The 19,604-nt window shown below is 59.9% G+C and carries 20 protein-coding genes; 8 read left to right on the top strand and 12 right to left on the bottom strand.

The genetic code is table 11. The annotated features are described in order from the left end of the window. Both AB9K35_RS08335 and AB9K35_RS08330 read right to left on the bottom strand, forming a co-directional pair. On the bottom strand, nt 1-508 hold a 508-nt coding region (locus AB9K35_RS08335), incomplete at its 3' end, for a hypothetical protein (protein ID WP_369925277.1). A 51-nt stretch (nt 509-559) separates the two neighbouring features. Then, nucleotides 560-1,288 (bottom strand): hypothetical protein, encoded by a 729-nt coding sequence (locus AB9K35_RS08330; protein WP_369925276.1) that lies wholly within the window; start codon nt 1,286-1,288, stop codon nt 560-562. 641 nt (nt 1,289-1,929) lie between these two features. Here AB9K35_RS08330 and AB9K35_RS08325 point away from each other — a divergent pair. From AB9K35_RS08325 to AB9K35_RS08290, 8 genes are read left to right on the top strand one after another with little or no spacing between them, the layout of a single operon-like run. Continuing rightward, nucleotides 1,930-2,418, top strand: coding sequence for a DotD/TraH family lipoprotein (locus AB9K35_RS08325; protein ID WP_027234570.1), 489 nt, complete (start codon nt 1,930-1,932; stop codon nt 2,416-2,418). Between the two features lie 4 nt (nt 2,419-2,422). Continuing rightward, nucleotides 2,423-3,364 (top strand): type IV secretory system conjugative DNA transfer family protein, encoded by a 942-nt coding sequence (locus AB9K35_RS08320; RefSeq protein WP_369925275.1) that lies wholly within the window; start codon nt 2,423-2,425, stop codon nt 3,362-3,364. A 4-nt stretch (nt 3,365-3,368) separates the two neighbouring features. Next, nucleotides 3,369-4,643 carry a type IV pilus twitching motility protein PilT gene (locus tag AB9K35_RS08315; RefSeq protein ID WP_369925274.1) on the top strand — a complete coding sequence of 425 codons (1,275 nt, stop codon included), beginning with the start codon at nt 3,369-3,371 and terminating at the stop codon, nt 4,641-4,643. Continuing rightward, on the top strand, nt 4,643-5,020 hold the full coding sequence (gene icmT / locus AB9K35_RS08310) for an IcmT/TraK family protein (RefSeq protein ID WP_369925273.1): 378 nt from the start codon (nt 4,643-4,645) through the stop codon (nt 5,018-5,020). The genes AB9K35_RS08315 and icmT overlap by 1 nt, the downstream gene beginning before the upstream one ends. Then, complete coding sequence (locus tag AB9K35_RS08305) at nt 5,017-5,523, top strand: hypothetical protein (RefSeq protein ID WP_369925272.1); 507 nt, start codon at nt 5,017-5,019, stop codon at nt 5,521-5,523. The genes icmT and AB9K35_RS08305 overlap by 4 nt, the downstream gene beginning before the upstream one ends. A gap of 21 nt (nt 5,524-5,544) precedes the next feature. Further along, on the top strand, nt 5,545-5,868 hold the full coding sequence (locus AB9K35_RS08300; protein ID WP_369925271.1) for a hypothetical protein: 324 nt from the start codon (nt 5,545-5,547) through the stop codon (nt 5,866-5,868). Nucleotides 5,869-5,894: 26 nt separating this feature from the next. Next, nucleotides 5,895-6,218: a hypothetical protein gene (locus AB9K35_RS08295; RefSeq protein WP_369925270.1), complete on the top strand. Its 324-nt coding sequence runs from the start codon at nt 5,895-5,897 to the stop codon at nt 6,216-6,218. Further along, nucleotides 6,208-7,275, top strand: coding sequence for a 3'-5' exonuclease (locus AB9K35_RS08290; RefSeq protein WP_369925269.1), 1,068 nt, complete (start codon nt 6,208-6,210; stop codon nt 7,273-7,275). Before AB9K35_RS08295 ends, AB9K35_RS08290 begins: the two co-directional genes overlap by 11 nt. Nucleotides 7,276-7,332: 57 nt before the next feature. Here the strand turns inward: AB9K35_RS08290 and AB9K35_RS08285 are convergent, their stop codons facing one another. From AB9K35_RS08285 to pilO2, 10 genes are all read right to left on the bottom strand, one after another. Further along, entirely contained in the window at nt 7,333-8,199 is an 867-nt protein-coding gene (locus AB9K35_RS08285; protein WP_369925268.1) for a glyoxalase superfamily protein, read from the bottom strand. A gap of 225 nt (nt 8,200-8,424) precedes the next feature. Further along, a complete protein-coding gene (locus AB9K35_RS08280; protein WP_051357740.1) occupies nt 8,425-8,958 on the bottom strand; it encodes a hypothetical protein in 534 nt (177 codons plus the stop codon). Nucleotides 8,959-9,179: 221 nt separating this feature from the next. Beyond that, nucleotides 9,180-9,593, bottom strand: a complete 414-nt coding sequence (locus AB9K35_RS08275; protein ID WP_369925267.1) for a hypothetical protein — start codon at nt 9,591-9,593, stop codon at nt 9,180-9,182. A 187-nt stretch (nt 9,594-9,780) separates the two neighbouring features. Next, on the bottom strand, nt 9,781-12,225 hold the full coding sequence (locus AB9K35_RS08270; RefSeq protein WP_369925266.1) for a DotA/TraY family protein: 2,445 nt from the start codon (nt 12,223-12,225) through the stop codon (nt 9,781-9,783). Between the two features lie 237 nt (nt 12,226-12,462). Beyond that, nucleotides 12,463-12,936 carry a hypothetical protein gene (locus AB9K35_RS08265; RefSeq protein ID WP_369925265.1) on the bottom strand — a complete coding sequence of 158 codons (474 nt, stop codon included), beginning with the start codon at nt 12,934-12,936 and terminating at the stop codon, nt 12,463-12,465. 496 nt (nt 12,937-13,432) lie between these two features. Next, nucleotides 13,433-14,512, bottom strand: coding sequence for a type II secretion system F family protein (locus tag AB9K35_RS08260; RefSeq protein WP_369925264.1), 1,080 nt, complete (start codon nt 14,510-14,512; stop codon nt 13,433-13,435). Then, on the bottom strand, nt 14,509-15,387 hold the full coding sequence (locus AB9K35_RS08255) for a hypothetical protein (RefSeq protein ID WP_369925263.1): 879 nt from the start codon (nt 15,385-15,387) through the stop codon (nt 14,509-14,511). The genes AB9K35_RS08260 and AB9K35_RS08255 overlap by 4 nt, the downstream gene beginning before the upstream one ends. Beyond that, nucleotides 15,384-17,006: a GspE/PulE family protein gene (locus AB9K35_RS08250; protein WP_369925262.1), complete on the bottom strand. Its 1,623-nt coding sequence runs from the start codon at nt 17,004-17,006 to the stop codon at nt 15,384-15,386. Before AB9K35_RS08250 ends, AB9K35_RS08255 begins: the two co-directional genes overlap by 4 nt. Before the next feature lie 77 nt (nt 17,007-17,083). Continuing rightward, entirely contained in the window at nt 17,084-17,974 is an 891-nt protein-coding gene (locus tag AB9K35_RS08245; RefSeq protein ID WP_369925261.1) for a hypothetical protein, read from the bottom strand. 58 nt (nt 17,975-18,032) lie between these two features. Next, a complete protein-coding gene (pilO2, locus tag AB9K35_RS08240; RefSeq protein ID WP_369925260.1) occupies nt 18,033-19,583 on the bottom strand; it encodes a type 4b pilus protein PilO2 in 1,551 nt (516 codons plus the stop codon). Nucleotides 19,584-19,604: the final 21 nt, after the last annotated feature.

Here is a 19,604-nt window from a genome sequence, read left to right as displayed (position 1 = left end):
TTTCGAGAGCCGTTGCCGCGGTGGGGCGTGCTTTCCGTGTATGCCGGATCATTTCGGCAGAGATCGGGTTGGGGGAGGGGAGCCAGTCTTGGTTGATTCGCCCCCCCCCCCCGGTGCCGCTGCGCAGATTGCGCTCGCCATAGACATGCAACGTGCTCTTAGCGGTGTGGCCGGTCAGCGCCGCGGCCTCATGTGGCTCCATGGCCAGCTTGGCCCGTGTCGCGAAGGAGTGCCGGAAGGCGTAGAGGTTCAGGTTCATGCCCTCGAAGCGCGGTTCCTGTTTGGCAATCTGTTTGAGGATGCGGGTCATCGAGGCGCGGATGCTGTCCTTGCGCTCAGGTGAGAGGCGCAGCTTGCGGCACTGGGTGGCGAGTGCGATCAGGTTGAGCTGCCGGGTCGGGATTTTCTTGAGCACCTGCAAGCGGTATTCGGATTTCAGTTCCGCTTTCTGGTTTGTCGTTTTGGCCGATTTGATCATCAGGATGCTGGGGGCGCCGCTGCGCGTCATGGCGTTCCGGGCGGCAACGCCCAGGTTGTCGCCGGTGTCGCGCGACGCCTGTTAGACGGTCATCATGAGTTCCTGGTGGAGCGCCATCGAGGGGTTCTCGCTGACCATGCGGACCATCTCGGGCGTGAAGGCGAGGTCGATCCGCGGCACCATAAGGGCGCAGTTCCAGACCTCGATCGGGCGCATTCCGGTGAACCACATGACGTTCACGAAGAGCCTCAGGGTTCCCTCCAGGCGGGCCTTGCCGGTGCTCAGCGAGTTCAGGCTGTCGATGGGGTCATGGAGGCTCAGTTCCAATTCGATGGCCGTCAGATCCCGGGCATTGAGGAACCGCTGCGACTTCTGATCGGTGCGCGCCTTGGTGTCCCCCTTCTTACCGGTCAGCAGCTCGACGAGCTCCTCCTCAACGAGGTCATGCCCGTTCAGGCGCAGGGTTTCCATTTCGCCGGACAGGATCTCTTCGCCGTCTTCCATGATGGTCCGGTAGGGGCGCTGCACGGATTGCATGGCGGCCTCAAAATCGTCACTGCCGGGCGCCTCCATCCAGCTGCGCACGGTGACCCCCGTGGGCCAGGAGCAGGTTCCATCGGCGCGCTCCACCTCTGAGAAGATTTTTCGCACAGCTGCGATCTCGACATTCACGGTGGCCACGGAGAGCGCGCGGGAACGGATCGACAATTGCGTCACCAGATCGATGAGCCGCGCAGGGCGTGAGAGGGCCTCGCAACGGCGTTCGGTGCAATCGATCAGGCGGTTGATGACATTCACGTATTGTTCCATGGTTTTCCCATCTTGCCACGATAAACCCCGGAGGGGAGGGGCATCGCATATTATCGGACCGGGTAAATTCCGGGTTCTGTTTTCGAGCCTGCCGCGCAGGCCGCCAGGCCGCGCTGTGACCGAGTGAGAGTCACCAGGCCCGCTTTCACATTTATAGGGCGCCTTTTCGAAAGAAGGTAGCCTTGGAGCATTCATTTTCGCAAAACTCTGTGGATGACCAGCGCCGCCGGGGTGCTTCCTCGAAGATCTCGTAAGAAGCCGGCTGAAGATCGGAAAAACTATTGCACGACCTTGCGGCGGCAGATTGCACCCCTGCATGGCTCACATGGTTTACTCCAGCCGTGAATATTCTGGCCATCGGCGAAAATTTGGGAGTCATTCACCCTGAGCATAAAGAGCGCAGCGCTTTTGCTGGCAGGTCCGCCGACAGGCTGGGGTTGCGGCCGTGGAGCCTCCAGGCAGCACTTTATAGAGATGATGATGCGAGCGTCCCGGGGCGCGGAGCAAGCCGCGGCGCGTCGGGGTTTTCCACAATAATCAAGCCGGTCGATCGGGAAAGACCTGCATCAGACCTTTTTTCGCACATTCGCCAAATGCTAGCCTGGGTCAGGTTTTCACCAGGAGAACACAGGTAGAAATTCATGAAACATTTGGCAGCCCCCTCGCTCGTCCTTGTCACGCTCATCTCGGCCTGTGGCTCCATGACGATCGGGACCCCCAAGGTCGATCCCATCCCTGAGATCGACGAGCAGATCGCTGAAGCGGTCGAGACCTCCTCGAAGGCAAACGAGGCCATCGCGCAGGTTGAAGTGGCAACCGCCGCACCGGTGCGCGCAGGCCCGGGCCAGAGCGTCCCGCCAGGTGTCGTTCTGCCGCCAGAGGCCGTGCAGCCGGTCACCGTGGACTGGCAAGGCGCGATCGAGCCGTTCCTCTCAGAGATGGCCGTGCGTGCCGGTTATGCCTTCAGTGTGACTGGAGACACCCCGGCCAATCCCATGATGATCTCGATCACCGCGAATGAAGAGCCCCTCTTCGGGGTGGTCCGCCGCGCGGGCGCCATGGCGCACGGTTATGCCGACATCGGCTTCAACCCCTCCGCCAAGACCATCGAAATCCGTTACGGAGGCTGATCGCATGACGAGCCGCGCCCCCGCAATCATGGCCCTCGCCGGCCTCGCGCTCTCGGCCTGCACCTTGCCGGCCATTGAGCGCGGCAAGAGCTCCGATCTGGTGCCTCCGGCGATCGGTGCCGAAACAGACAACCTGCGGATTGGCGCGGAGCCTCCCGCGTCCGCGTCTGATATCCGGATTGCCATCTATGATCCGGACGATTCAAAGTCCGAGATCACCAAGCTGCGCTCGGAAGCCCTCAAGGAGGCCGCGCAGAGCTATGGATCGCAGATGGGTTATGCCCGGCGCTCCTGGGAGATCCTCGGCCGCCTGGAGGCACGCTCCCGCGACCTGAGCCAGGTGTTCGACTTCAACCGTGTGGTGTCTTCCGCTCCGGTGAAAGCGGGTGTCATTCTGCCGCCGGTCGTTTCGCGCTCATTCGATGCCTTCACCACCGATGCGGATGGGCGGGAGGCCAGTGTGGCTGATGAATATCTGACCATCGTTCGCCCTGGCAGGATTTCGGCGCATGCCCCGACCTGGCGTGACTATCTGATCTTCGCCGCGCCCTCCCCGGAGGAACCTGCCCGCAGCCTGATGCCGTCAGGTTCGCAGGAGCTGAAGATGTTCAAGGGGTGGTTCGAGGATGGCTTTGATGCTGGAATTGAGCTGGCCGATGCTGAGTTCGAGCAGCGCATTGCCCGGCTGAAGCAGGACTATCAGGGGATGCTGCAATACCGGCGCCTGGTGGCAATGGGCATGATGGACCGGATGGTGCTTGCCGACGCCGACTTCGGCGTGACCGAAGACAACGGCCAGATGCGGATCGGCTCCTCGACCGTCCGGATCGTATCCGACGCATCGTTCCAGTCCGACCCGACACGCTGGAAAGTCCGCTCGGTGTCCGAACGCCATGCGCTCATCGTCGAGACCGGAGAGATCCCGTCGCTGTCCAATCTGGATTGACCCCATGAATGAAATGAGCCCCTCCAGCCAGCCGCGTACGCCCATGTCTCGGAAAATGTCGCCGGGCGTCGAGAAGGCTGTCAAAGTCCAGCCGGATACCGATGCCCGGACAATCCGCTTGCTGCCTGACGAGCCGCAAAGGATCAGCGTGCAGGATTTCCGCCAGATGCTGATGACGGCGGTGATGTCCGGCGCCTCAGATATCACCTTTCAGTCCGACCAGCAGCCGCGGCCGGAAATTCACGGCATTCTCTACCGGGGGATGACGCGCCCGCTGTCGCCGACGGAGCTGAACCTTATTCTGGTCGAGGCTTACGGCGGGTCGAACGGTCCTACCGAAATCAATGCAATGAATGTCCTCGATTTCTCCTATGAGCTGAACTTGCCGGACGGGGACCGTCAGCGTTTCCGCGTGAATGCCACCGGCATTTACGGCCGCGATGGCGCGGGCGTGGAGCTGACCTTCCGGGCCCTACCGCGGCGGACGCCGGATCTGGAATTGGTCAAGCTGGGCGCGGATGAGGTTGCGGCACTGGCCCCCCGGGACGGTATCGTTGTGATCGCAGGGGCGACCGGGTCGGGTAAGTCGACAACCATGGCGGCGCTGACGCGGTACCACCTGGAGGAAAGCCCGCGGCCGGTGAAGATCGTCGATATCCAAGCGCCGATCGAATACACCTTCCGGGATGTCATGAGCAGCCTGGGCGGATCCTCTTCGACGATCGGGCAGTCCGAAGTCGGCCGTCACGTGCGGTCCTTTGCGGAAGGCGTGCATTCGGCGCTGCGCCGCAAGCCCCACATCATCAACGTTGGCGAGGCGCGTGACTTCGAAACCATCGCTGCATCGCTCGAGGCTTCATTGACGGGGCACCTGGTCTACACCACCACGCATGCCGGTTCGGTTGCTGTTGCGATCCGGCGACTGCTGACGATTTTCCCCGGCAATGAGCGGGAGAGCCGCGGCTACGACCTGGTCAACGCGCTGCGTTTCCTGATGGTTCAGCATCTGGTGCCGACCCCTGATGGCAGCGGCCGGGTGCCGGTCCGGGAATACCTTCAGTTCACGGAAGCCATGCGTGAGCGCCTGCTGACGTCCCCGATGCAGGACTGGTCGACGATTGTTGATCAGGCGGTGCAGGGTGCGCTGGCCGGCCAGGACCCGGAGATGCAGCACGCGTCTTTGCAGTCAGTGTGCTCCAAGCTCTATGCGGAAGGAAAGATTACCCGCCGTGACGCGCTGCACTTGGGCGGACGGTATGCAGTAGAAGGGCATGGCTGATGTATTTCGGAACGCCCCTCTACTGGCGTGAGAGCCACAAGCAGCCGAGGTTTCTGCTGTTCGACAGCCGCCTGGTTGCAGTGCTCTTTCTGACCATCATGCATATCCGGATGTGGACGATTATCCTGTCGATCGTGACCATCCTGGTGCTGTGGTTCTTCGAGCGCAAAGGTGTCAGCGCGGATAGCATCCTGCGCTTCCTCCGGGCACGCCTCGTTGGCCGCAAGCGCAGCGCCCGCGGTCTGCATCGCGAGCGCTCAGCTGTGGATTTCGGATTTGAAACCGAAGCCCACGTCCAGCGGGCCCGGCAGATGATCGAGCATCGCAGTCAGGCAGCGGAAAAAGGAAAGTCGAAGAAGGGGAAGGGGCGGAAATGAACGCGCTTGTCACAGAACCCGCAGAAACAGCAGCACGCATCCGCGTTTTCCGCTCTCCCGAGCCGCGCCTTACGGATGACTATCCAGGAATGCGCGAAGAGCGGGTCTTCGTCACAATTGGCCCCGGGGAAACCCGTGTGACCATTCTGGATGACGAGGGGGAGTGTGCGAAGAGCTGGACCGCGATCTTCGGCTGGAGTTTTCTGTTCGGCGTTCCGGTTAACCTGGGTGACCGCATTATCACCCTGGATGAACAGGAAACGATCACCCTGGCCCTGAGCGGCCGGACCCGGATCTACGGCCGGATGGTTGATACGGCTTCCTTTGTGAAGGAGGCGGGCCGCCAGATGAGCGCCGGACTGGACGATATCCTCTCGCAGACTGTCGGGTCCGGTGCCCGCTTCTCAGCCATCGTCCTGGCAGCCCCGCAGTGGCTTCACGGACTTCTGTCCGGATCCATAGGTATCCGGCCGCATATCCTTCACGAGATCAGCGACGCCTGATTGTAAATTCTGGAGAACATCATGACACGGATCATCGCAACCGCTTTGGGTTTTGCCGCGGCCGGGCTGATCAGCGCAACACCCGCAGCTGCAGGCTTCTACCTCGAGGGCCTGCAGCCTTACGCGGGGGATTACTGCGCAGATGCGGACACCACGCTCAGCGACCCCCTGGTCGAGCCCCATATCGACTGGGAAAACGCGTCACCTAGCGCCGAGACCCTGGAGGGTCACCCGCCCTATACGGCCCGGGGCTGCAAGACCGGCAAATACAGCAAGGCCGGGCCCGGCCGTGTACACCCGGCAGTCAAGATCCACTCCCAGACATACCGTGTGCCACAAAAATGACGTCCGGTTTCGAAAAGACTGTCGAAATGCTCAGCGGGGAGGACGGCCCATCCATTGTGGTGCGGCCTCTGTTCCCCTTCGCAGCTGAAGGGTACCGCATCAAAACCCCGGCCGCGGTGGAGATCTATGGCGAGGGCAAGATGATCTCGCTGGATCTTCCCGCAGAGGTGCAGGAGGACTTCTTGCGTGCGGATCAGATCGAGCTTTGCGAGTTCCCGATCCAAGGCGCAACCCCGGTTCGGGAGCTCATTCTGATCCGCGAAGGCAATCCCGGAATTGAGATTTTCGCAAATTCGCCGGATGATACGGGCAACACCAAACCGCGCAAGGAACTCCTCAATGGCGAATGAAGACCGCAATCAGAAAATCGTCACCCTTCTGAAAACTCTGATGTCGACCTCGGACGGCCTCAGCCTCATTCGCGACACCCTGCATTCCGGCGGGATCAGCACGCTCCAGCAGGTCGAAGCAATGACCTTCCCGGAAGTCACTGATCCAGTGCGCCTGGCCAATGCCGAAGAGGGCGTCCTGATGGATACGGAAACCACAGGGGTCGACACCTCGAAGGACAAGGTCATCCAGCTGGCTATGCGGAAGGTGAAATACGACAGCCAGGGCATTCTGAGCGTTGGCGAGGTCTTTGACCGGTTCCGCGATCCTGGGATGCCGATCCCGGCCGAGGTGACCCGGATCACCCGGATTACGGATGAGGATGTGAAGGGGCACACGATTGACGACGGCGAAGTCCGGGCCTTCCTCGGGGATGCGAAAAAGGTAATCTGCCATAACGCAGGGTTCGACCGGAAGATGGTGGAGCGCAACTTCCCGGACGCTGGCTTCGACAAGATCGACTTCGATTGCACCTTTGCGCAGGTCGATTGGCTGTCCCGCGGCTGCAACGGCCGCTCGCTTGAGCAGATCGCGCTGCAGGCCGGTTATGTCTACGGATCACACAACGCGCTGAACGATATCAACGTGATGCCCTATATCCTGAACCAGGACCATCCTGAGCTGGGCACGCCGTGGTCAGAGTTGTATGCGAACAGCAATGCGTCTTCCATCCTGCTGATTGCGGAAAACAGCACGTTTGCTGTGAAGGATCACCTCAAGGAAAACGGATACCGCTGGTCGCCTGATGGCCAGGATGCCGCGGGACACGAGAAGTCCTGGTACAAGATCCTCCCGGATGATCCGGAGGTCCTGGCGGAAGAGGCTGACTTTTTGAGGGAAAAGATCTACCAGCGCGACGCGTCCCTGCCGGCCTTCCGGATTTCCGGAAGGGAACGCTACTCGGCGCGGCGCCCGGTGACCAAGGAGGTGTTCCGCACCGCCGAGGTGCGCACCGCGATCGATGTGGTCGCTCAAAAAAGCGTCACGCAGGAGCCGCAGGGCGCCTTTGGGTTCTGATCGTGGTTCAGCCCCGCACAATGAAGCAGGCCCGCCGATGGCGGGCCTTTTCCGTTTTTAGGGTTCGCGCAGGAGGGTAAGCTCCTGGACCAAGTGCTCGAGTTCGCCGCCGAGTTCTGCTGAAACGGTCAGCCCGTTGGGCAGCTTTAAGGTCCTGGATACCGTGTTATCGAGCTTGAGGCTTGCATCGACCATCTTCTGCTGAAACCTGAAAGATCCCTTTTCCTTGCTGTACCAGAGGCAAGTCAGTTCATGCTCATCAATGATCTCGGCGTTCTCGATTTGCTGCAGAACCGGTTCCACGAAGAGTTCGGGATGCGTATCGAACCCGAGCCTTTCGAGGTAGATCAGCACCGCGGCGAAACCGGGCAGGGTGACGGCGCGCGAGAAGCTTGCGACCTGAGCCTCGTCCGGCCCCGGCTTATGGAAATGGCTGACGGAGCGCACCTTGGCCATTGCGAGGAGATTGTTTACGCCCATCCCGAATACCATGCTGCCAAGATCCATGCTCAGCTTGTCCAGCCAGGCCTCGAATTCCTGGGTGCTGATCAGGCGCTGTCCGGACAGGATCTTCGCTCTGGCCTTCGCCTTTATGGTGACGGGGCGGGGCTTGAGATTGTTCAGACCCTTCCAGATTTCCTGAAGTGCCCGCTGTTCGATATGGTCGCCGGATACGGCCTGCGGGGCAGCCGGTACAGGCGCAGGGGCCGGTGCGGGCGCAGGGGCCGGCTGAGCATTCCGGGCCATCGAGGAGAGCAAGTGGCTCATGCGGCCCCAGCTCTGCTCGCCATGGATCTTGGCGATAATCTCCAGGCTCTGGCTGTGGGATACGATGTAGGACGGTGCAAGTGCGGTGCGCAGGCGCTTTGCCTGGGCTTTGGCAACGTCGGAGGAGGCCGGGAAACCGGCATTCAGTGCATTCATGATTCTACCTTTGAGGATCTTATCGCATCTGGGGTTCGGTCCATTACCGCCACGAAGACCTTTGGATAGAAGGATATCATGAACGTTAGGATGCACATGTTCTTCTTAGGAAAATCCCGGACCGGAACGGCCATGTGCAGCACAATGACCTCATAACCCGGATTATTCTAAAATGCAACCTGAAAGGTAGGAACGGGTCATGCGGCCTCAGGGGCCGCATACCGGTCAGGCCGCTGCAGGCGGACAAGGCGCGCGCATCGGACCGTCGTCCATAGCGATGTCACGGCCGGGCCCCTTGAGGAAGAACCAGCGCGCCATGAGCGCGGCCTCTGCCATACCGTGGTTCTTCTTGACCCGCAGAATTTTTTCATGCTCAGGCCAGAGCTCGCGCGCGTAGGCCCGGGAAGCCTCCTTCACCTTGTCATCAGAAAGACCGCCGAGGCGGGATGCAGATTTCCATTCCGGAGGGGTGACCATGATGAGCGGCTTGTGATGGGCAGACACGGTTCCGAGGATCGAGCCCACGCACAGTCCGAAGGTGAACATCGAACTCACCCCTTGGTTGGTTCTGGCGCCAACCTCCTCCACGATCACCTGGTCGCTGTCCGCGATCACCTCGGCAATATGCATGGGGCAGGGGCGAAGGAGGCGGCCGGATCCCAGCGTCGTAACCGTGCCGATTTCAACGGTCCAGGGCGTAGCGGTATCAAACCGCGCCCAGCTTGCCTCACGGCCGGGGTCGAAGGTGGTAATCCGCATCAGCGCACCGCCTGTGAGGCTGATGGATTGATATTTGCAATATGAAGGGGCACCGTATGGCTCCAGGTTGTCAGTTTTGTCTCCTGCTAACCTATCCTGCGAAATGGAAATGCGAAAAAGTTACCTGTTGATATCCACATGAATGAAATGCGTCAGACACGAAAAAGGCCCGCCGGAACGGCGGGCCTTGCTCAGAGAACCATGATGGTCAGGCGCTCAGCTCAGGTATGAGCGTTCATTTCACGTATGAGCGACCAGCACATCGGAGTGTAGGGTATGGCCAGGATCACAACCGCGACCAGAGCCGCGATATGGCCGACATGACCGCCACCCGCGAGAACCGCCATCGCCACCAGCGCGGCCGGCACGAGAGACGCCAGGAGCGTCAGGCCGTGAGCCGCATACAGGGCGCCGGTCAGGAAGATCATCAGGCCGGAGCTGCGATCGCTGAGGCTTGCGAACATCTTGACGTGGGCAACCACCGCAAGAGCGGCAGTGACAGCGGTCGCAAAGCCCCAGGTGAGCGGGGTCAGGCCGATGTTGAGGAAGTCGCCCCCATCTGCCGTCGACGATATGAAGCCGACAGCCGTGGCCGATATGAAGGCGATATACAGGAGGCTGTAGATGAAGGACATTGTGGTTCTCCGTTGCTGATGCACTAAATGTAGGTTGCGAAAAACTTTATGTCAACGAGGTTCTGATAATTTTTCGCATCCCCCCAAATTTGAGGGGAGGACGGAACTTGTGAGTTGGCCTGCTGGACCTCCATTGTTCCTGGTACACAAAGAAGAAGGGCGCCCGCAGGCGCCCCTCTTTATCGTCTTAGCCAGAGTCCCCAGGACGGCCTGGGCCCCTGATGGACGTCTTGAAGGTGTCGTAGAACCCGCGCACGAAGCCCGGTTTGGCATAGCCGCCAGATGCATCCCGCTCGCCGGTCCCCTTGGCAGAGAAGCCGTATTTGGCGCCAAGGCGGTGCGCTGCGTTTGCAGGGGTTGCACCTGCCTTATACATGGCACCAGCCGCGCCAGCCGCAGCCATCCGGACCTGCTTCTCTTCACCGCTGGTGATATTTGCATCCGCACCCATCCAGCGCAGCACGCGTCCGGGGAATTCGGAAACCAGCGAGAAGCTGCGTTCCAGCAGGGTCATGTAGAGGACCGTGATCAGGACGCCGAAGCAGAGGATTGCGCCGAACTCGACGAACGGCCCGCTGCCCATGATCCCGGAGATGGCCTGGTTGATGCCGAGATCGATCAGAGCCGAGGTGATCCGGAAGATAGACATGCCGATCAGGAAGCCAAAGACCATCAGGACCGGGGTCATCAGGAGGGAGAGAAGCATCAGCCAGCCCATCCGTCCGGCTTCGCCGGAAACACCTTCCCCGTCCATTCTCATGTGGCCCAGAGCCCAGAGGTTGACGGCAATCACAGCCTCGATGATCAGGAGGAAGTAACCGCTCACCGCCAGAACCCAGAAGAAGAAGGGCATGATGGGGAGAATGAACGACAGGGTCGCACCCGCGGCCAGCAGGATCCCGATGAAGGGTGTCATCACCGTTGCCACCGAACCGCCGGTGAACAGACCGCCGATGAAAGCCACGCCGATCAGAACCGCAGACAGGTTGATCAGCGCATTGCCAAGCTTCGTCAGGCCGATCATCGGATCCGCAGCCCATTGGCCAGGCGAAGTCATTTCAAGAATGGTTTCCATCACCCAGGTGCGCCAATACGAGTAGCCGGGGATCTTGGAAAGGAAGTTTCCACCATCGACATTCTTGTTCAATTCGCCCAGATGATCGGTCGACATCGGGAAGCCCAGGGCAGCAAGGCCCGCGGTGGAGTTGGAATAGGATTCCATCATCCGCGCCATCCACAGGGAAGCTTCTTCCTCGGTGGCAAAACCCGCCGCATATGCGCGGTCGGTCTCATCGATGAACCACCCGGTCTCGCCGCCGGAGGCGATGTACAGATCCCGCGCGCCGTCACCGACGATACGGATGTAATTGCCCTCGCTTGCCGTGGCTTTTGCATAGGTGAGCGATGCCAGCTCATTGTTGAGCTGGGCCAGCATCATGTACCAGGAGCCGGCGCCGATCCAGCCTTCGCCGTAGCATTTGACACTGTCGTTATCGACGGATGGATTGGAGATGTCTGCCGGAGCGTTCTCCGAGCAGGTACCTTTGATCCGGTTGAGGAGCGCATCCCGGGACGCCTGGCCCTGGCGGTCGGTGCCGACGGCCAATGTGGTCAGAGCATCGATCTCGTTTTCCAGATTGGCATTGGCACGCTGCCAGGCCGAAATGATCCCGCTGGAGATGTCCGGGATGGGCGCGCCATTGTCCATTGCCGCGGGAAGGATGCTGTTGGCAATGTTCGCCAGATCAGTCTCCAGCATTTGCATGGAGCCCTGGTGAGCGGCAATGAACCGCGACTGGATGCCAGCGCGCGCACTTTCCGGAATGCCGTTGATTGATGCGCCATCCGAAATGCTGGTGATGTAGCGGGGCAGTTCGGGCGTCGACGATGAACCGCAAAGACCCATGTGGGAAAGAGAGCCATCAGCCGCCTGCACCGCAGACATTCTGGTCGTGCGGGTGCCGTCCGGGCTTGGGATAACGCGGGTGGTAATGCCCACACCGGCGGCGCCGCCCGTTGCGGTGGCAAACTGCTGATTGACGATCGCCTGGCAGGCCGCGTTGTTGAACAGGGTTGCTACGATCTTCGGATCGATCTGCGGCGGATCCGTGGTGATCGGTGCTTCCCCGCTGATCACCAGTTCTGCCGAAGCGCCCCAGATGGCGGAAGCGATATTGGTGGATCCGCGGACGATATAGGCGACACCGTTCTGAGCCAGGTTATAGCCGTTCAAGGTCGGGACCATGAGGCCGACGGCAAAGATTACGCGCAGGGGGGCCCAAAGCGAGGACCACCTCTGGCCAAGCACCGAACCCTCGTGGGCTGACTGCATGATCCCGATCGTGACATTCCAGAAGAACAGAATGCCGCCGACAACCAGCATGATGATGTTGAAGTATCCGATGATCTCGGAGAACACCGTCTTGGTCGTCGAGCCGTTTGCCGCGGGAAACAGCGGGCCGAAGAGCTGGTTCAGAAAGATCGAGGTATAGGCATCGCCGTGCTGGGTGCCAAACAGCGCGGCCGTCTCCAGAACGCTGGGCGTATCAGCCGCCGCGGCGCCCTGTGCCAGCACCAGCATGATAAGGCTCGAAAGCCCCAGCATGCCTAGCACATGTTTCCATCCCGGCATGAGGGCGGGACTCCCCTTGGTTGGTATCATGGTATTGGACCTCATCTTCCGGACGTTTCGCGCCGATAATTCCGGATTCTCCGGATGGACATCTGCGAAAATTGTAATTGCGAGGCGGGAAAGAACCGATAGCTATGTCCCGCTCCCAGTCGGGCAGGGCAGTAATTTTGTGGACAAGGCCCCTGCAAAAACAAAAAACCCCGCCGAAGCGGGGTTTCTTTTTCGCATCACGTCCGCTTAGCGGGTGAAGGTGATGTCCAGCACGCCGGTGGAGCAATCGGACGCGGTACCCGAGCCGTCCACACCGGCATTGCTGCGCGGACCGAAGTCTTCCAGCTTCATGCGCTCACAGACGGAGCGGTTCAGGTTGGACATGGTGATGGTGAAGGTCTGGCCAGAGCCGGTCACGGTAATGTCGTCAAACATGCGATCGGGCATGCCGGAAGCGATCTGGAACTGCGAGCCGACGATGGTTCCGCTGTTGTCTGCATCCGCGGTCAGCGAGGAGAAATCGGGATCCAGGCGGTACTGGGAGTGGATTTCGCTGGAGATGGCGATGGCGGTGCGGGTGTTGTCGGCTACGGTGGTGGAGTTGGTCACCTGGAAGTACATGTACATCACGCCGGCCAGGCCGCCCAGGACGATGATCACGCCGAGTGAGATCTGGAAAAGGTCATAGCCGCGTTTGCGCAGGGTGTTCAGTTTCTTCATGGTCGTGTTCCCGTTTTAATCCTTAGGAGCGTGGTGGCACGCGATGGCACCTGGTGGTTCGAACAAGCGGCGCTGGAAGCGCAGCCGCATGATTATTATCCTTCCGTTGGATGTATTTTCGCAAACTACATTCTGCTAGTGAATGGCCCCAAATGTGGATAAACTCGCCCTTCAGGCTCACTGTTTACCTAAAAAGACGGATAACTCTCCCTGCAGGAGTCTTGGCGATCTCCGCTCGCTTGTCGCAATGTATTTCCAGCGTTGAATAATCCGCAGAACAGCGCTTCGCATGTATTAACATCTTCCCCGCCCTGAAGGACGGGGATTTCCTATCAAACGGCAGCAGCTCGATGCCGCTGCCGTTTGAGTCGAGTTGACGCTTCGCAGGCGGCCAGTGCCGAAGCCTCCACGTCCAGCAACGGGGTGTTCCCCCTCCGGTGAAAGGGCCCCGTTTCCGGGGGCCTAACCTGAGACACAGCAGTGACTGGCGGGAAAGTTAGCGCAACGATGTCGTGATCTGCCCTTGCAGCGCAAAAACGCCCGCGACAATGCCCAGCAGGGTTCCGGCAACAGCCAGCATGGCCAGGCTCCGGACCGTCCCCATGGCTGATGTGATGTTTTCCTGGGATTGATTGATCCAGCGCTTTGACAGCTTGGTGAGTTGGGCAGAGAGATCCTGAGATTCAGCGTAGATCTTGATGCTCAAATTCATCTTACGGTCCGGCCAACCGGTTCCAGCCCGATGAAGGGCACCGCCGAAGTTGTTGCCGTTGAGTAGTTGGTTTCGGATCTTGAGTATCCTGTAGGCCACATAAGGCGACGCTGATGGCCGCAATCGGTCCAGTGCCTGTGATGCGGGCATGCCACCTTGGATCAGCATTGACATAGACATCAGGAAGGAGATGCCGGTGTACATCCGGTAGATTGAATAGAGCGGAAACTTGTCCGCGATGATGCGGCCGCCCCCAACCCAGCGCGGAAAGGAGAAAACGATCAGCGACAGGGTCGTCACCAGGAACAAGACCGTCGGGGTGATGTAGTTCATCGCGAAGGCGTTGATGAAACGCAGGAAGGCGGCAGGTCCGTACCACTTTTCGATGGGGTGCATCTCAGCGATGGTGGGAACCACTTCCTTGCCGAAATACGTCATGATGCCGAAGAGAACTGAAATCAGAACGATCGGATATAGAGACCCCAAGATAATGGTTGATTTGATTTTTCTCTTTTTCTCCAGCATCTCAAGGTAACTTCGCAGGTTGCCTGCGAAATCGGTTGAGTTTTCGATCGCCTCCAACACCATAACATCTTCCTGAGGGGCCCAAGGCTTCATCGCTTGGCCAAGAGTGGACCCATTCTTTTTGCTTTGGATGATGTCATGCAGGATGATCGCCAGGGTCTCTTTTGGCTTTTTGCCTTCCTCGCTGGCTGTCTTCCACGCCATCTGGATCGCGTCGGTCTGGTTCATGCCCGTTTCGATCAGTGCGATCAATTGATCATAAAAACCCGTGCGCTGTTGGTAACTGAAGAGAAGTTTCGCCAGCTTCTTTTCAATCTTTGAGGGCTTGTGAGGCTTCATGGCGAAGACTTTCCGGCAGGTGAGGTGGTGTTGTTGCGTAGAGTTTCCATCAGCTCTGATAACTGAAGTGGATTGGCTGGAAAGGGGCCGAAGGCGTCCAGCGCTGCTTTAGCCTCGCAGACCCCTTCCGCAGCTCTTACGAGGGCATGAGCAAGAGCGCTCAAGCCTGGTGATGGATAGGAGGGCCCCGGGGCGGCGTGCTTACCGGATCCAGGCCGAATGACAATCTCGCCGATAACTTCGGCACCTCTGATGCCATCACAGCATGAATCGCAGCCTGCGCCCCTTTCGCGCCAGCTGCCGCGCCCTTCAAAGAGTTTTGAGAACTCCCCTGACATCTTTCCCGAAGCCGGGAACGAGCAAACAGCGCAAAGCCGGGGCAGCTTTGTGACATGGAAGATACCGGAGAACAGGTCTGACACCCAAGGATCAAACTCTTCAGAGAAAAAACCAGCCAGGCGCTCGAGCGCCTTATCTGCAGCACTTCCTTCAATGCTTGCCCACACGCCGATGCCCCAGCGAGCGGCTTCTGCTCCTGTGCGGGCAAGGAGCGGCTCCCCTTCCGCATCGATCGGGTCAACGATCAATGCATCGGGATCAGAATGCATAGCGTAGCGGACAGCTGAGACCATACGGTCGCCGCCCTGCTGCATGGGCACGATGCTCTCGGGCGGAGCCCGGAAGGCCCCCGGGGGAGCAACGACGGAGAACCGCATGTGGTCATGGGAGCGCATGCTACGCACCACAGCCTCCAACGCAAACGTGCGCGCGTCCGCATCCGCACCAGAGACAAGCGCGATACCGGATGAGCGCTGGATCAGCTCTTTTATCGCGGCCTCCTGGCTTGGCAGGAACGCCAAATGCAGCTCGGTCACTTTTCCAGCCTCTTTTTCATTTCCTGTTCCTGTTCCAGAACGGCGACATCGGAGCGCAGGCGTTCCTGCAGGAACATGAAGTCGCGCTCGTAGGCCGAAAACAGATCCACCTCCTCTTCGACCTCGTTGATGTCGCAGAGACCCGCACCGACTTTGGAGAGGGCGTGGTGCAATACCGGCAGGCCGCCCAGTCCACCCTCGTCGACAGGCCTCATCCAGTATTCCCGCATCTGGATGCGTTCGCCGCGGGCGAAGAGCTCAAGCAGCTTCGGGTCGGTGAGAACCGTCTCCGCAACCACTGTCCGGCCGGAGAGGCCAAGTTTGCAGTGGTCGCAGCCAGGGCCGCGGACATAGAGATCATCGGCTCCCTTTTTGAAAATATTGATAAGCTTTTTCGCAAGCTCTTTGTCCAACTGGCCTTTGGCAACCGCTTCCCTGAAAGTGATGCGGCAGTGCTCGCACATGACACCGGCCAAACGCTGATAGACCAGGCCGCGGATAACTTGCGGATCCTGCAGCTTCCACGCGGGCACACCAAGGTCGATCATGCGGTCAAGAATGCCAAGCGCGGAGCCTGCATGGACCGTTGTCCAAAGGGCGTGGCCGGTCATCACCGCCTGAATGGCCAGGTTGCTCGTTTCAGATGAACGCGTCTCACCCATGACAATGACGTTCGGGTCGGAGCGCAAAGAGGCTTTCATCGCCTCAGTGAAGCCATCGACCCCGTTCTGCCCTGAGCGTACCGGCACCTGAATGGCGCCGGGCAGATCCAGTTCGACCGGTTCTTCGATGGTGTACATCGTGATTTCGCGCAGCTTGTCGATGAACATCTTGTTCAGTACGCGCTGCAGTGTCGTCGATTTTCCCGAGGACACTTTCCCGGCCAGGATATACATCCCGTTTGTCCGGCGCCGCATCGTGGCAATGTCGGAAATCTGCTGGGCATTATAGCCCAGATGGTCGATTTCGATCTCATTCGCCGGCGCTTCATATTTGAGGCGCATGACAAGGGCGCCGCGGCCATCTGATGTTGGCGAATACTGCAGGCGGACCATCTCCACCTTGTTGGGCAGAAGGTTTGATTTCGAGGTCAGCGCGCCCTGCTGGAAGCTCAGGTCAGAGGTCGCTCCGCTTTGGTCAGAGGCAACGGCAAAGGCGGCTTTGATCAGCGCCATCCCCTCATCGGGCTCCCGGAAGCCAAGGTCCTTGGCCCGGCCGAACACACGGATCCTGATCTCTGCATACCGCTTGAGAACGCGGATATGGACGTCGGACGCGCGTTCCGCTGCCGCTTTTGCCAGGATCTCCGAAAGGTCGACCTGCCGGTCCAGCTCCAATGCGATCGCCTCAGTGGCGCCCCCGGTCTCATCAGCATAGAGGTCCATGAGGACGGTGGGCTCGACCTCATGGAACTCAGTGATCTCATACCCGCGGCGTGTTGCCGTGGAGAGGGCCATCTTTACGTCAGCGGACCAGCGGTCGCCGGTCGTGATGATGGCAACCCCGTTTGAGAACAGCGCAACCTGCCTGCGCTGGGAGTCCGCAATCTGTACAGGCCCGTTTGGCCGCGTTAGCAGTTCAGCACTCGAAATGCTTTGCTTGAGTATGTCGGCGCTCATGGTTCATCCAATCGAAAAACTACAGTCAATTTTCGCAAATCGCCCCATGGCTTCCGCCACGGGGCTGATAGGCGGGCTTACCCGCGGATCTGGATCTTGATCGGCTTGCCGTGTCGCAGAATGGTGATCGAAGTCTCATCGATCTGCTGGACGATCGTATCGTTGGGCAGCAGATCGCCCTCCCGGACACGGATCCGCTCCTCGCCATGCACGATCACCGCCGAGAAGTTTCCGGCCAGCCCGTAAACCTCCCGAAGCGACACCGGGATGTCGATCGGGGCCAGAGGGGCCGCCGTCTGGGCGCCGCCGGCATCCAGGGTAGAGGCGCCTTGCATGGAGGACAGCTCTTTGCGGATCAGCTCGACAATTTCGGACTGGGAGGGCGCATCCGAGGCGGCAGCCGTCTGCCTGGCGTTTGCTGACGGCGGCGCGACATAGGTGGGATCGAAGAAGCTCGAGCCGTCATCACGGGCCTTTGGGGCCTCGGCGACGCTATCCGATGGACCCTCCAGGGCTTCCTGGATTTCACGCTTGATCTGGGCCTTCTTGAGATCGGCATCAAGCAGGATCGGGCTGCCTTCCAGCTGCTTTGCCAGCTCCGGATACATCAGGCGGAAGGCGTCAACGCCCAGCAGCTCCACCAGCTGTTCGACAGATTTGGCGTGGCTGATCTGCCCTTCCAGGATCAGCCTTTGCTCCATGATGTCGGCCTGCTTGCTGACGATGCCGTAACGGTCCAGCCGCAGGGTGTCGGCCTTGGCCACCTCATCCACGGTGGCCTGAAAATCGCGTTCGGCGGGTGCCGACGCGCCTTCCGTTTCGGCTGCGGCAGTGTCTCGAACACTGCCATCGATCACGATCTCCGGTCCGGAGGGCGGATTTTCTGAGGACGGCGCCTGCGCGTTTACGGGCAGCTGGAACGCCAGCAGGGCCAGCGCAGAGATGCCAATCGGATTGAGGTATTTCATTTTCGCATTCTTCATGACGGCCTCGGTCAATTCGTGATGGTGTTATTCCCCGGTCCGCTTAACGCGGAGGCGGAGGCAGCATAGGCGGATGGTAGGCTTTGATCGCCAAATCCCAGATCCCGGTCTGCATATTGTATAGCAGAGCCTGCGGGACGAGCGCCGGTACATCCTCCAGGATATCCCCAAAATTCGTCAGCCTGTATGGGGCCGAAATACGGATGTCGTGCGAGTTGAAAACCGGATGCGTGCGTGCCGCTTTCTGGTTTTTGTCATTCGGGCGAATGGCCAGTGGAGCACCCAGGACCTGGAAGCGCTCACGCAGCCGCTCCTCGATCAGGACGCCCGACCAGGGTTTTTCCTGGAAGGAGGTCTCATTCACGCCGAATTCAAAGGTCCGTCCCCAGGACGCGGTTTTACCGTTGGCGGACAGGCGCGGTGCTGGTTCGTCCGGGGGGATGGCTGAGCGAAGCCAGCTGAAGCTTCCGCCCGAGCGGCTCCAGCCGGTGCTGATCGTCCCTTTGCCTTTGTCAAACGAGCAGGAGATGGGCTGGGCCTCCCAGCCGGGGATGAGAATGGCGGACTTGGCCATCTCCCTCATGCAGACTTCGATAAACCCGCCAATCTCAACCGATTTGTGCCAAGGCACATCTTGAGGGGAGAAGATCATTCCCTGCTCCGCCCGGCGGCGCAACTCCCTCAGCTCCCGTTCCTGTTCAGCCCTTTGATGATCGATGAAGAAGTACCCGCCGGCGGCGGCGGCCAAGAGAACGCTGCCCAGCAGGATCCGCGGCAGATTGTCTTTGATCGGGGTGCAGGATTTCAGCTTGCTGCCGGAACGCAGGTCGACGAGCTCGTGCAGCTTCTCACGGCGTGTCTGCGGAATTCCCCACTCCAAAGGCGCGTAGACGGCGGTCCAGTCAGGGGCTTCCAGGTCTGCAAGGAAAATCTGCTCCGCTGCTTCCCGGGAGCGCAGGATCTGGTCATCGAAAACCTTGCCGTCCCGGATCGAGCCGACCCACCAGATGTCGCTGGCCTCACTGAGCTGGAACACACCGATCCATCGGGGGCCGGTCACTTCGGGGGGCAGCATCGTGACAAGCGCACGCATCCCAGGCACCTGGCCCTGATCAGGGCTGCCCAAGCCGATGAAACCGTTGTCCAGGGTGTCGGTGTAGAGTTTGAAATCGACAGTGGCCTGGGTCGGGTCGCCCCGGGTCAGATCGTTCATCTCCTCGATCTTATCCTTGATGGCCGTATCCTCTTCGATCGAGGTCCAGGTCAATCCGATCGCGGCTTTCTTGGTTCCGAAGGAAAGGACGCCCGCATCTTCAAGGAAGATGTCATCCGATACCTGCTCACTGCTGCGGCCAGCCTGCGGCTTGAGACGCTGGAGCCATGCGAGCCTGCCTGAAGCGGCGCCTTTGGAGACGTCTTCTGCGGGCGGATCTTCATAGAGACTTTCGCCGGGAGCACTTTCAGGGCTCTCTTCCGTTTCGGAAGCTGCGGAGCGCCGCCATTTGAACTTCCGCAAGAGCGCAGAAAGCCCGGACGGCGCCGCGCCGTCAGCCTTCTGGTCAATGTTCTGGGTTTCTTCATTGTCGAAATTCATCGTTGCATCCTCGTATCGCAG

It is taken from the genome of Leisingera sp. XS_AS12 (genome assembly GCF_041224635.1).
Lineage (GTDB): Bacteria > Pseudomonadota > Alphaproteobacteria > Rhodobacterales > Rhodobacteraceae > Leisingera.
This window is presented reverse-complemented; position numbering and strand designations above follow the sequence as displayed.